Source organism: Methylomonas sp. HYX-M1 (genome assembly GCF_040741385.1).
Lineage (GTDB): Bacteria > Pseudomonadota > Gammaproteobacteria > Methylococcales > Methylomonadaceae > Methylomonas > Methylomonas rhizoryzae.
This window is the reverse complement of the sequence record NZ_CP160405.1, coordinates 528,887-542,269: the sequence shown is the minus strand read 5'-3', so window position 1 is coordinate 542,269 and position 13,383 is coordinate 528,887. Positions and strand designations below refer to the sequence as shown.

Sequence of the window (13,383 nt, the reverse complement as noted above, 5' to 3'; positions counted from 1 at the left end):
ACCTGTCGGGGTTGTGAAATTCCGCCAACTCGTCTGCCAGCTACTGGGATTTTTGCCGCAACTCGGGCAACTCGGCGACGGTTTGGCCGATGTGCGCCCTGAAATCGCCGGCCTGCATGCCGGGCAGGGTTTTCGAGCCGTTCCGGCCGGGAATTGAAACGAGAAACGCCTGCCTAGCGTTCGGCCCGGCCCGGCCCCGCCGACCGAACCAAACCCGCCGGGACACTAAACCGCGCCGGATTTGCGCCCAACCGCAGTCAACAGCCCCAGCAAACCGGAACCGAACATCCAAGCCGCAGCCGGCAGCGGCACTTGCGACACAGGACTAAAACTGTATACCGAGGCTTGCGCGGCTAAATTGCCCGTCACGCCGTGCACGCCGTCGCTGAACAGCGTGATCGTGAACGTTCCACTCCGGGAAAACTCACTACCGCTGCCTGCGGTATCATTGCCGCCGCCGGTATTTTTGCCGACATTACCGTTACCGTCAGTGTATTCGGCGGCCAACGCCACTTGGGCACTGGAATAACTACTGAAATCCGCAGCGTCGTGACTGCCGGTTATGGACCAATCGATAGAAATCAAAGCCAACCCGAATCCCGTGACTTGAAAGGAACCGAAATTGTAAGCCGTCGCCGCTGCGTAATTCGAATCTAACAGCGATGCAAAGCCGACTTGGCTGGCCGCATAGGCGTTCAAATCGTCGCCATCGCGTAGCGTGCTGCTTTGGGCGTTGATCGTCGTGGTCGCGGCGCTTAAACTGCTGATGAAATCCGCAGCGCTTTGCGCATCGTTTTGATAATCGCCGTTGCTGCCGGAATACGCATAGGAATCGATCTGGCCGTATTGGGTGGACCACGTCAGTAGCGGGACGTTGCTACCGTCGGATAAGTCGAAATAAGTCACGTTGATGCCGTTCCAATCGATGTGCGCCTGCGCCGAAGTTGCCGCGTATACAGGTTGAACGCTTAATGCCAGCAGCGACATCGCGCCGATGGAAAGCTTATGGACAAAAAAATTCATGGGTAATCTCCGATTGAAATAGTTGAAGGAATTTCGTGGTTTGCAAGCACGTCAGCAATACTAACGCGACGGCAATAAATTGGCATCATTCGCGGCTTGTTCGCGCCCGGCCCATACCCCTCAACGGCGCACACTCCGCGTTAATTTTGCGCCGGCCGCCGCGACTCCACCCAGCCGTGGCCATTGTGTACATGCGTGGTAATGGCGATACCGCTTTCTTGATAATGCCTGAAGCGGTTGCGGCCGGCCTGTTTGGAAGCGGCGCCGGCATCCAAAATTTCGATGATGTGCCGCGTGGCACGGGACAGCGGCGCAAGCGCGCCGGACAAATTGACGATCACCCCCTCCCAGCCTTCGGGAACCGGGTCGCCGCCGATTAACACGGTGTTGCGAAACGCGGGCACTTGCCCTTGAAACACTTGGTGCGGCACAAAACTGCCAGCACGAAACGTCCATAAAGCCTTGTCGATTTCGGCGGCTTGCGCGCTATCGTCGGCGAGCACATAGCAAAATTGTCCGTCCCGATAGAGTTTTTCGATTAAACGGCAGGCAAATACCTGCCGCTCCGCCGCCGATTCGGATGCCAGGACGTAAAAAACGACGTCAGGCCGCGGCACGGTCGATCAGATATTGACTCAACAAAGGTACCGGACGGCCGGTCGCGCCTTTACCCGCCCCGGTGCGCCACGCAGTACCGGCAATGTCGATGTGCGCCCAGCGGAATTTATCGGCGAACTTCGACAAGAACACCGCAGCGGTGATGCTGCCACCGTCCGGTCCGCCGATATTGGCCAGATCGGCGAAGTTGGATTTCAATTGTTCTTGATATTCTTCCCAAATCGGCATGCGCCACAGCAAATCGCACGAAGATTCGCCGGCTTTGATCAAGTCAGCCGCCAGGCTTTCATCGTTGCTGAACAGACCGCTAGGTACCCTGCCGAGCGCGACGATGCACGCCCCGGTCAGAGTGGCCATGTCGATGACGACCTCGGGATCGTATTTTTTTGCGAAGGTCAGGGTATCGCACAAAATCAAGCGGCCTTCGGCGTCGGTATTCAATATCTCTATGGTCCGGCCGGCCATACTGGTGACGATGTCGCCCGGCTTGTTGGCGTTGCCGTCCGGCAGGTTTTCCGACGACGGAATCAAGCCGACGACATTCAACGGCAAGTTCATCAGCGTCACGGCGCGCAAAATGCCCAATACGCTGGCACCGCCGCACATATCGTATTTCATCTCGTCCATGCCCTGGCCGGGCTTCAAGGAAATGCCTCCGGCGTCGAAGGTCAGGCCTTTACCGACCAACACAACAGGTTTGGCGTCTTCCGCCCCGCCCCGATATTGCAAGCAAATCAACTTTGCCGGTTGCCGGCTGCCGCGGGAAACCGATAGAAATGCCCCCATGCCCAAGGCTTCCATATCGTTTTCTTCCAGAATTTCGCAGGTGAGTTTTTCGTGTTGCCCGGCCAATGCCAAGGCTTGCTCGGCAAGATAGGTCGGCGTACAAATATTGCCCGGCAAATCGCCCAATTCTTTGGTCAATGCCACGCCTTGCGCAATGGCAATCCCTTGTTGCAACCCCGTTTGAGCCAACGCCAAATTAGCGTCGCCGGCGACGATCCGCACGGCCTGCAAGGCGATTTTCTCTTCGATTTGTTTGGTCGCGGTGTATTGGTAGGCGCTGTCGTTCAGCAGTTCGACGATTTGCCGGGTCAGCCACTGTGCATCGGCTTTATCCAATTCGATATCCAGCAACGCGCAATCGACCGTCTTGATTTTGGCATCTTTAACGGTTTTCGCCGCTGCCGTAACGGCTTTGCGAAACTGCTTGCGGGTAAGTTTGCTTTTTTCGCCGAAGCCGACCAATATTGCCCGTTCGATTGAAGTATCCGGCAGATTGTTTATCAACAAGGTTTCGCCGACTTTACCCTTGATGTCACCGCGGGCAAGGAGCTTGCCGATCAGACCGCCGGACAAGCCGTCCAGCACCGTCGCGCTCGGGCTGAGCTGCTGGTTTTCGTAGAGTCCGACGAGTAGGCAGGCGCTTTGCAATTTGTCTAGGGATAAGCTTTCTATAGAATAGTCCATGGCAGTGTCTGTATGTGTCTCAAGGAAGGGCTTCCCGCAGCAGGAATCGGACAAATTATATACCTATCGGGCCGCAAATACCGGCCTGTGCCTGTGCCGGCGCGGTAGTGTACTGCCAACGGCCGCATAGACATCTTACGCCCGGGCCGATGGAACATACAGGCTGGGAAAACGGAACGCGCTCGGCCTGTTACCACTGAATTTAACCTAAGAAAATCCGGAAAAATTATGTCGGAAGGAAAATTGATGACTTACGGCCGCGGCATCCCCGGCAACGGACGGCCGTTTCGGCTAATGACGGTGCTGGATAAAATGATCGTCAAGGATTTATTCAAAACTGTTTTAGCCGTATTAACCGTTCTAGTCGTCATCATCGTCAGCCGTAAGTTCATTAAAGTGTTGGCGCAAGCAATTGAGGGCAACATTTCCAACGAAACCGTGTTGGCGCTACTCGGTTTCAAAACCATCATCGCGATTACTGCGTTCTTGCCCGCCGCCACCTTCATCGCCGTGCTGATGGTGCTCGGCCGCATGTATCGCGAGCAGGAAATGGCCGCTATCGCATCCGCCGGCGGCGGACTGTTCACCCTGTATAAAGCGGTGTTATGGCTGGTCTTGCCGCTGAGCCTGTGCGCCGCCGGCTTGTCCATGCTGGCTTCGCCCTGGGCGGAAGCGCAAAGCGAGAAAATGACCTATTTAGATAAACAAAGCGCCGACATCCGCGGCATATCCGCCGGACGCTTTAGCGAATACAGCGACGGCGAAATAATTTTCTATACCGAGAACGTCGACGAATCCGGCACGATGAGCCGGGTATTCGTGCAAAACAAACAACAGGACAAATTAGGCGTAGTCAACGCCGAATCCGGCAAGTTGGAATATTTACCCGGCGGTTTGTATTTGATTTTGCAAAACGGCCAACGCATACAAGGCCAACCCGGTCAAAAAGACTATACGCTGGAGAGCTTCGCCGAATACGCCGTGTTGGTAGAACGAAAGACCATCAGTTTCATGCCGCACCTGGAAGCCCTGCCTACCCGAGAAATTTGGCATTCGGATAAATTGACCGAAATCGTGTTGCTGCAAGACCGCCTGAATGCACCGTTGGGCGTATTGCTGCTGGCGGTATTGGCCGTGCCTTTGGCGCGCTCGTCACCGCGTGGCGGGGTATACGGTAGCGTACTGATTGCGTTCGGCATTTATTTCGCCTACGCCAACCTGCAAAAGGTCAACCACAGTTGGGTACTTAGCGGCATCGTGCCGGTCTGGCTGGGTTATTTTTGGGTGGAAGCCTTGTTACTCGGCGTGGCTTTATGGATGTTGTCGCGCTATTACGGTTGGCGTTGGATCACACAACGCATCATCCGTCACGGCTGAGCCGCTACCCAAACATGGTCGGCTCGGACAGCCTCCAGCTCACGCAAGCCTCCCCATAAACCTGCTTTCCAACCCTAATGCTACCGGCTTGCAGCCTACTAAGAGGAAAGATAGCTTGATTGAAATTTGGATAGTACCGGCAGCGGCGATTGTGTCCGGCTTACTCGGTTATGCGCTGGCGGTTTGGCTAGGCGGGAGTCGCCGCACCGCGCTGTCGGCTCAAATCGACGACATGAATCGGCAATTGCAGCAACAAAGCGTGAAACTGGCTGTGGCAGAAGAGAGGCTGAGCTTGCTAAGTCAACGCGAATCCGAGTTGCAAGCCTTGCAACAACAGTTATTGGTCCTGAAAACCGAAAACGCTGAACTGAATACCCGCCAGCAAGAACAACACAAGCATAACGAAGAGAAAATCCGCTTGCTGCAGGATGCGGAAAATCAACTGAAAACCCAGTTCGAAAATCTGGCGCACCGGATTTTCGAGGAACGCGGCAAGCAATTCGTCGAGCATAACAAGACCAGTATCGAAACGCTGGTGGCACCGCTGAAGCAGCAGCTCGGCGAGTTCAAGCAACGGGTGGAAAGCGTTTACGACAACGAAACCAAGGACCGCATCAGCCTGCGCGAGGAAATCGTTTCGTTGCGCCGCGACACCCAGAAAATGAACCAGGAAGCGCTGAATCTGACCCGCGCGTTAAAAGGCGACCACAAGGCCCAGGGTAATTGGGGCGAGATGATTCTGGAAAAGGTGCTGGAACAATCCGGCCTGCGCAAGGGCATCGAATACGAAACCCAGGGCGCGTTCCGCGACCAGGACAATCGGTTGTTCAAACCCGACGTGATCGTCCGCCTGCCGGACAACAAGGACGTGGTGATCGATTCGAAGGTGTCATTGAACGCCTACGAGCGCTACTGTTCCAGCGAAGACGATACCGAACGCACCGAAGCCCTGAAGCAACACGTCGAAGCGGTGCGCACTCATATCAAGAGCCTTAGCGGCAAAGACTATTCCAGCTTGAAGGGCTTGCGTTCGCTGGATTTCGTGCTGCTGTTCATGCCGATCGAAGCCGCTTTCATGGCCGCTTTTCAAGGCGACGAGAAACTGTTCAACGACGCCTTCGAGCACAAAATCGTCGTCGTCACCCCGACCACGTTATTGGCAACCCTGCGCACGATCCAAAACATCTGGCGCTACGAACAACAAAACGAAAACGCCCGGCTGATCGCCGACAAGGCCGGCGCGCTGTACGACAAAATCCGCGGCTTTGTCGAAGACATCGAAAAACTCGGCAACCAACTTAGCACCGTGCAAAAAACCTACGACGGTATCGTTAATAAACTCAGCAGCGGCCAGGGCAATTTGTTACGGCAAGCCAGCAATTTGGAAGAGCTGGGCGTGAAGGTAAAAAAGAAACTGCCTAAGAGCTTGACGGCACAACCGGAGGCAGGAGAGGCGACGACCGGAGACCGAACACCGCCGGTTCGATAAACTCAAGCCTTATTCGTGAATATCGAGGTATTGCACCTCGGTTTACAAACCGGCTCTATTCAGCCGGTTTGACTAGCCAGCCAGCCGGCACCGCGTATCACGCGCGGCACCGGCGAAATTGCCAGCGGCCAACCCTTTATTCGTCTACGACGACTTTAGGGCGCTGCTCTTCATAGTCAGATTGACGCGGTTCGCGCGGCTCGAAATCGGCCGGCCGAGAGCGTTCGGCAAAGTCGTTACGATAATTGTCGGCAAACGGGGCGTTAACGTTACCAGCATCCGCAGCAGCCCCCCGCCCTGCTTGCTCCGAGTCGGCAACGCCGGACTCCGTGCGTCTTTCTGCACCGTTACGGACATTGCGCCTGCGGTTTCTGCCCCTTCTGGGCGGGCGCTCGCCTACCTGCGGCTTGGCGGCTAGCGGAGCAACGCTATTTTCCGGCCTCTCGGTATTTCCGTCGGCATTGACGGAGCTTTGTGCGCTGACATTTTCATCGGCCGGCTGGTTTCCCGCCCGCTTTCCTCCGCGTCTGCCGTTGCGGCCATTCGGCCTATCCCTGCGCCCCATCCTAGACTTAGCTTTCAATTCTCCGCCCGGCCTTACGTTGTCTTGGGCCGCTTCCTCCACCTTTTTTTGCCCGATTAAACGCTGCCAAAAACGCTGGATCAAACTGGCGGACGTCTTTTTGTTTTGTACCGGCGCCGGCGCATCGGGCAAAAACTCTTTGACCGCCGCCTTCTCCGCTCTAGGTACCACTTGCTTGGCAAACTCGGGCACCGCAATTTCGTCTTCTTTGATCTGCATGTGACTGGGTTTTTCTTCCAACCCCTCCAAAGACTTAATCCGCTCGATTTCGTAAGCCGGCGTTTCCAAATGTTTGCTCGGCAACACCACAATGCTCACCTTAAGACGGGCCTCCAGTTCCTGAATGGCCGCGCGCTTTTCGTTGAGCAGGAAGGTGGCGCAATCGATAGGCAGATGGGCAATCACGCGTTCGGTACCCTTTTTCATCGCCTCTTCTTCAATCAACCGCAATACGGCCAAGGTGACCGATTCGACATTGCGGATCGTACCCTGCCCCTTGCAACGCGGACAGGTCAATTGCGTCGAATCGCCCAACGACGGCCGCAAACGTTGCCGGGACATTTCCATCAGGCCGAAGCGGGAAATACGGCCGGTTTGAATACGGGCGCGGTCGATTTTCAGGGCATCGCGCAAGCGATTTTCCACTTCGCGCTGATTTTTATTCGACATCATGTCGATGAAGTCGATGACGAACAAACCACCCAAGTCACGCAAGCGCAGTTGACGGGCAATTTCATCGGCCGCTTCCAGATTGGTGTTCAGCGCGGTCTCTTCGATATCGCTACCCTTGGTCGCCCGCGCCGAGTTGATGTCTATCGAGGTCAAGGCTTCGGTATGGTCGATCACGATGGAGCCGCCGGACGGTAACGAAACCTCGCGCTTGTAAGCCATTTCGATTTGGGTTTCGATTTGGTAGCGGTTGAACAGGGGCACGCTATCCTGATAAAGCTTGGCTTTATGTAGATTGTGCGGCATCACCTGCTTCAAGAAATTGTGCACCAGCTTGAATGCGCCTTCCTGATCGATCAAAATCTCGTCGACATCGCCGCGTAAATGATCGCGCAAAGCCCGGATAATGACGTTGCTTTCCTGAAAAATCAGAAACGGCGCGGCTTGCTCGTGGCTGGAACGCTCGATCGCTTCCCAAAGCTGCAATAGGTAATTCAAGTCCCACTGCAATTCTTCGGCATTTTTATCGCTACCGGCGGTGCGTATGATCAATCCCATATTGTCGGGAATTTCCAAGTCCGCCATGGTTTCGCGCAACTCGCTACGGTTTTCCCCCTCGATGCGGCGCGAAATGCCGCCAGCCTTGGGGTTATTCGGCATCAATACCAGATAGGTGCCGGCCAAGCTGATGTAGGTCGTTAGCGCGGCGCCTTTGTTGCCGCGCTCTTCCTTTTCGATTTGAATGACGATTTCCTGACCTTCGCGCACGCCGGCCTTGGACGTCGGCTTACCGTCGTCGCTATCCTGATTGCGATATTCCGGCGCAATCTCTTTAAACGGCAAAAAACCGTGTTTTTCCGCGCCGTAATTGACGAATGCGGCTTCTAAACTCGGCTCCACCCGAGTGATGATACCTTTATAGATGTTGGATTTTTTTTGTTCTTTTGAAGGGACTTCGATGTCAAAATCGTAAAGTTTTTGACCATCTACCAAAGCCACCCTCAGCTCTTCAGGCTGTGTGGCGTTGATAAGCATTCTTTTCATTCAGTAATCCTTGTTGTTATTTATCCTACCGAAGAGTTTGAAACAGTACGACTTACCGCGACATTGAGGCGGCTATCCCACCTTGGGTGTATTAATTGAGCAGCCAGGCTGACTGTAAACGGCAATTAGGTGCGTTATGTTTGGAGCAGCAGAATCGGTCTTGCCGAGGATGGCGCTTGCAAAGTGGGTGGATCTGTTTTGCTGGGCTCTTAGTATTGGACGTAGTCGCTCCTCATGGGTTGAGCGATAAAACCCGAATAAATTCTTTTTTGATGTTATTTGGCGAGGGCTGCTATGCGCCGGTGGCCATTGAATAATCATTGTCCGGTTTATCACACAGATAAACTAGCCTAATATAGCAATGTTTACTTAGTGCAGCAATTTTAAACAGCGGCTTTGCCCGTATTGATAGCGTAATCGTGCATGAATACCACCTCAACCCCCAATCCTCCGCAGGTTCAATGGCTTACTATCGGCGAAGCCAATGCCGAACAACGCTTGGATAATTTTTTAATCAGCCTGTTGAAAGGCGTGCCTAAAACCCGCATTTATCGCATGGTCCGCAAAGGCGAAGTCAGGGTCAACAAGGCCAGAGCCGACGTCAGCTATAAACTGGCCGAAGGCGACGTCGTTCGAGTCCCGCCGGTCAGAACGGCGGATCACCCGGACGCCGTCATCGTCCAACCCGGCTTGAAATTCAGCTTGGAAAACCACATTTTGTACGAAGACGACGGCTTTTTGGTACTGAACAAACCGGCCGGTTTTGCCGTGCATGGCGGTAGCGGCATTCAATCCGGAGTCATCGAGGGGTTACGGCAAATTCGGCCGGCTCAAAAATTTCTGGAACTGGTTCACCGCTTGGACAAAGATACCTCCGGCTGTCTGCTTATCGCCAAAAAACGTTCGGTCTTAAAGCAACTGCACGAAATGTTTCGCGGCGACGGCATACAGAAAACCTATTTGGCATTGCTGGCAGGACAATTTACTCGCAAAAAGCAATGGGTGGATGCGCCGCTACTCAAAAATGTCGGGCGCGGCGGCGAACGTTTCGTGATCGTCAGTCAAGCCGGAAAACCTTCGGAAACCTTGTTTACCCGCTTGCAGCCATATAAAACGGCGACGATAGTCCGTGCGGAACCTAAAACAGGCCGGACCCATCAAATCCGTGTTCATGCAGCCTGGCTGGGCTTCCCCATCGTCGGCGACGAACGTTACGGCGCAGTCGAAACAAACAAGACGTTTAGCCAAAAGGGCTACAAACGCCTGTTTTTGCACGCAGAACAATTAGCGTTCACCCATCCGGGCAACGGAACCAAACTGCAATTTAACGCGCCTTTACCGGACGATTTACAACAACTGTTAAACAATGAAGAACCGCTTTGACTTAATCATTTTCGATTGGGACGGTACACTGGTCGATTCCGTCGATTGGATAGTCCATTGCATCCAAACCGCCGCAGCCGATAACGATTGCCCGGTACCGAACAGCCAAGCCGTCAAAGATATCATCGGCTTGAGCATCGAAAATGCGATGAACCTATTGTTTCCCGATCTGGACCAGGAAACGAGATTCCGGCTTGCCTCGCACTACGGCCAACAGTTTTTTTCCAAACCGGCAGGCCCTGCAGACTTGTTCCCCGGCGTCCCCGAGATGCTGGAGCACTATAGGTCGGCCGGCGTCCGGCTAGCTGTTGCCACGGGCAAAAAGTCCGCCGGCTTGAACCGCGCTTTACAAGCCACTGGCGTGACGGATTATTTCTGCACGACGCGTTGCGCCGATCAAACCGCCTCTAAACCGAATCCGCTGATGATCGACGAAATCGTGACCGAGTTAGGCATAAATAAACAACGGACTGTCATGGTCGGCGATTCCGTGCATGATATGCAAATGGCCTTGAATGCCGGGGTAACCGCGATTGCCGTGACCTGCGGCGCCCATACGGCCCGGACACTGCAACAATACCAACCGCTGCATTGCCTAGCTTACCCGACCGATCTTACCGCCTTGCTATGAGAGAACCACCTATGGAGCATTCGCAACAACCCGACAATCAGCCAAACTGGGAAAAATCCGTCCTGGAAAAATTAGCGATGGCAGCGATCGAAGAACAGCGCCGGGCTCGCCGCTGGGGGATTTTTTTTAAATTCGCAACCTTAGCGTATGCCAGCCTATTATTGGCATTAATGGCTTACCCCAAATTCGAAACCGAAATAACCACAAACCAAAAGCACACTGCGGTCATCGATGTCCTGGGCATCATCGCCGACGGAGAAGCCGCTTCCGCAGACAGCATTATCGAAGGCATCCGCGATGCCGTTAAGGATAAAAACACCAAAGGCGTCATCCTTAACATCAATTCTCCAGGAGGCAGTGCGGTTCAGTCGGCCTATGTTTACGAGGAAATTCGTCGCCAGAAAAAACAACATCCGGAATTGCCGATTTACGCGGTAGTCGGCGATATGTGTGCGTCGGGCGGCTATTACATCGCCGCCGCCGCGGACAAGATTTTTGTCAGCCCTGCCAGCATCATAGGTTCGATCGGCGTGGTGATGAACGGCTTCGGATTCACCCACATCCTCGACAAACTCGGCGTGGAACGACGCCTTCTGACCGCCGGCGAACACAAGGCTTTCATGGATCCTTTTTCTCCGGTCAATCAGATAGAAGCGCAACATATGCAAACCATGCTGAATCAAGTTCACGGACAATTTATCGACGCCGTTAAAATCGCGCGCGGCGAACGCTTGAAAGACACGCCGGAACTATTTTCGGGACTGGTTTGGTCCGGCGAAGAAGGCGTCAAAATCGGTTTGGCGGACGCCTTCGGCAGTATCGACAGCGTGGCCAGAGAAGCGCTAGAAGCAGAAGAGGTCGTCAATTTCACGCCACGCGAACAATTATTCGACCGTTTGGCCGGTAAATTCGGCGCATCCTTCGCGCATACACTGTCTACCGCTGTCAATTCAATCAGTTTACGTTAAAACTTGCATCGGTAGTTCGTTTTCTGCATAATGCGCGTTCTTCGGCGACAGCCGATGCCATTATGGTTACCGTGTCGGTCCTCTCGCAACGATACGCTGTAAACCCCGCCAGGCCCGGAAGGGAGCAACGGTAGCAGCAGATTCGTGTGCCGGGATGCGGCTGGCATGGTAGCCGCCCTAATTGCCCGCCCCGGTCGCTATGATGGCTTATCAGGTTCTTGCCAGAAAATGGCGCCCTCGCACTTTCACTCAATTAGTCGGTCAAGAACACGTCAGCCAAACGCTGTCGCATGCGCTCAAACACGACCGCCTGCATCATGCCTATTTATTTACCGGCACCCGCGGGGTAGGCAAAACCACAGTGGCCCGCATCCTCGCCAAGGCCATCAATTGTGAAAATCTGCAAGACTGCAATCCCTGCGGCGTCTGCGAAATTTGCCTAGCCTTCGAACAAGGCCGCTTTATGGACTTAATCGAAGTCGATGCCGCCTCCCGCACCAAAGTGGAAGACACCCGCGACTTGCTGGACAACGTTCAATACGCCCCCAATCAAGGACGTTATAAAGTTTATTTGATCGACGAAGTTCACATGCTGTCGGGACACAGTTTCAACGCCTTATTGAAAACCCTGGAAGAACCCCCGCCACACGTTAAATTTTTACTGGCCACCACCGATCCGCAAAAAATTCCCGTCACCGTATTGTCCCGCTGTTTGCAATTCAACCTGAAACGGCTCTTGCCCGAACAAATCGATGCGCAAATGCGGCGGATACTGAACGAAGAAAATATCGTTTTCGAGCCGGCCGCTACAAAGCTCCTCGCTCGCGCCGCGGACGGCAGCATGCGGGACGGACTGAGCCTACTGGACCAAGCAATAGTCTACGGCAGCGGCCAAGTGAATACGGCAGAAGTAGCCGCCATGCTCGGCAGCGTCGCCCAAGAACCGGTAACAGACATGCTACAAGCCCTCGCCGCACGCGACGGCAAGACACTTTTGGCAACCATTTCTCACGCCGCCGAATTGAGCCCGGACTTCTCGGCCATGCTGGAGGAGATGCTACGCATTCTCCATCGCGTGGCAATACTGCAACAAATTCCGGATTTCATCGCTCCGGAATTCGACCCGGAGATGCTTGCCAATTTGGCCGCCACCCTGAGCGGCGAAGACGTACAACTTTATTACCAAATCGGCCTGATTGGCCGGCGCGACCTCACTCTGGCCCCTGATCCCAGAACCGGCTTCGAAATGATCATGCTGCGCATGTTAAGCTTTAGCCCGCTCGACGCGCCCCAACCTTCGACAAACACGCCCAGGCAACGCCCATCCGAACCGAGCCGGCCATCAAAGATTACCGCAGCGCCCCCGCTTGAACATCCAACTAACGCGGTGCGCGAAACCCACCCCGCGGCAGGAAACCCGGAAAATTGGAGCGACATCGTTTCAGCCCTTAAAATAACCGGCTTGGCGCGCGAGCTGGCGCATAATTGCGCGCTCGACGGCATTGAAGACAATGTCTGCCGCTTGCTTATCGATCCCGGCTTCCAACGCGTAAGCACCCAGGCGGAAGACAAATTGCGTAGCGCATTGCAAAATTATTACGGCAAGCCTATTAAATTGCAGATAATTTCTCAAAACATCCCACAACAAACACCCGCGTTAGAAATGCAAAAAGCTCGGGAAGACAGACAGCAAGCCGCCGTTGACGCCATCGACAACGACCTAAACATACAAGCTTTATCCGAACAATTCGGTGCCCACGTCATTTCGGGCTCGATAGAACCGCTCGACTAAAAGGTAGACATCATGAAAAACGCATTCGCTGGCATTATGCAGCAAGCCCAAAAAATGCAAGAAAACTTCAAAAAAGCTCAAGACGAGCTTGAAAACATGGAAGTTATTGGCGAATCCGGCGGCGGCTTAGTCAGTATATTAATGACTGGCAAGCGCGAAGTTCGCAAAGTCAGCATAGACCCTTCTTTGGTTGGCGACGACAAGGATATGCTGGAAGACTTGGTAGCTGCCGCCATTAACGACGCAGTCCACAAGGTCGGAAAAATGAAAAAGGAAAAAATGGCGGAAATTACAGCCGGAGTACCGTTGCCTCCCGGTTTTCAGATGCCATTTTAA

General features: G+C 54.1%; 12 protein-coding genes and 1 other RNA gene. 9 read left to right on the top strand and 4 right to left on the bottom strand.

The features are described from left to right. Positions 1-13 precede the first annotated feature (13 nt). Positions 14-157 carry a hypothetical protein gene (locus AB0A83_RS02450; protein WP_367155336.1) on the top strand — a complete coding sequence of 48 codons (144 nt, stop codon included), beginning with the start codon at positions 14-16 and terminating at the stop codon, positions 155-157. A 68-nt stretch (positions 158-225) separates the two neighbouring features. On the opposite strand, the gene AB0A83_RS02445 is transcribed toward AB0A83_RS02450, so the two are convergent. From AB0A83_RS02445 to AB0A83_RS02435, 3 genes are all read right to left on the bottom strand, one after another. Then, entirely contained in the window at positions 226-1,023 is a 798-nt protein-coding gene (locus AB0A83_RS02445) for a VPLPA-CTERM sorting domain-containing protein (RefSeq protein WP_367155335.1), read from the bottom strand. 140 nt (positions 1,024-1,163) lie between these two features. Next, the gene (locus AB0A83_RS02440; protein ID WP_367155333.1) at positions 1,164-1,640 is read right to left on the bottom strand and encodes a DNA polymerase III subunit chi; all 477 of its coding nucleotides are present in this window, start codon (positions 1,638-1,640) and stop codon (positions 1,164-1,166) included. Then, positions 1,627-3,111, bottom strand: coding sequence for a leucyl aminopeptidase (locus AB0A83_RS02435; RefSeq protein WP_150046415.1), 1,485 nt, complete (start codon positions 3,109-3,111; stop codon positions 1,627-1,629). The genes AB0A83_RS02440 and AB0A83_RS02435 overlap by 14 nt, the downstream gene beginning before the upstream one ends. Positions 3,112-3,339: 228 nt before the next feature. Here AB0A83_RS02435 and lptF point away from each other — a divergent pair, with 228 nt between their 5' ends. Together lptF and AB0A83_RS02425 are read left to right on the top strand one after the other, a co-directional pair. Beyond that, positions 3,340-4,488, top strand: coding sequence for an LPS export ABC transporter permease LptF (lptF, locus tag AB0A83_RS02430; protein WP_367155332.1), 1,149 nt, complete (start codon positions 3,340-3,342; stop codon positions 4,486-4,488). A 115-nt stretch (positions 4,489-4,603) separates the two neighbouring features. After that, positions 4,604-5,977 (top strand): DNA recombination protein RmuC, encoded by a 1,374-nt coding sequence (locus AB0A83_RS02425; RefSeq protein ID WP_367155331.1) that lies wholly within the window; start codon positions 4,604-4,606, stop codon positions 5,975-5,977. A gap of 136 nt (positions 5,978-6,113) precedes the next feature. Here AB0A83_RS02425 and AB0A83_RS02420 read toward each other — a convergent pair whose 3' ends face one another. Beyond that, positions 6,114-8,273: a ribonuclease E/G gene (locus AB0A83_RS02420; RefSeq protein WP_367155330.1), complete on the bottom strand. Its 2,160-nt coding sequence runs from the start codon at positions 8,271-8,273 to the stop codon at positions 6,114-6,116. Positions 8,274-8,696: 423 nt separating this feature from the next. Between AB0A83_RS02420 and rluC the strand changes: the two genes are divergently transcribed. From rluC to AB0A83_RS02390, 6 genes are all read left to right on the top strand, one after another. Continuing rightward, positions 8,697-9,656, top strand: a complete 960-nt coding sequence (gene rluC, locus AB0A83_RS02415) for a 23S rRNA pseudouridine(955/2504/2580) synthase RluC (protein WP_367155329.1) — start codon at positions 8,697-8,699, stop codon at positions 9,654-9,656. Continuing rightward, complete coding sequence (locus tag AB0A83_RS02410) at positions 9,640-10,287, top strand: HAD family hydrolase (RefSeq protein ID WP_150046409.1); 648 nt, start codon at positions 9,640-9,642, stop codon at positions 10,285-10,287. Before rluC ends, AB0A83_RS02410 begins: the two co-directional genes overlap by 17 nt. Then, positions 10,284-11,255 carry a signal peptide peptidase SppA gene (gene sppA, locus AB0A83_RS02405; RefSeq protein ID WP_232056751.1) on the top strand — a complete coding sequence of 324 codons (972 nt, stop codon included), beginning with the start codon at positions 10,284-10,286 and terminating at the stop codon, positions 11,253-11,255. The genes AB0A83_RS02410 and sppA overlap by 4 nt, the downstream gene beginning before the upstream one ends. Positions 11,256-11,327: 72 nt before the next feature. Beyond that, positions 11,328-11,424: signal recognition particle sRNA small type (ffs, locus tag AB0A83_RS02400), an RNA gene on the top strand. Between the two features lie 33 nt (positions 11,425-11,457). Continuing rightward, on the top strand, positions 11,458-13,047 hold the full coding sequence (gene dnaX, locus AB0A83_RS02395) for a DNA polymerase III subunit gamma/tau (protein WP_367156150.1): 1,590 nt from the start codon (positions 11,458-11,460) through the stop codon (positions 13,045-13,047). A gap of 12 nt (positions 13,048-13,059) precedes the next feature. Beyond that, a complete protein-coding gene (locus AB0A83_RS02390) occupies positions 13,060-13,383 on the top strand; it encodes a YbaB/EbfC family nucleoid-associated protein (protein WP_150046405.1) in 324 nt (107 codons plus the stop codon).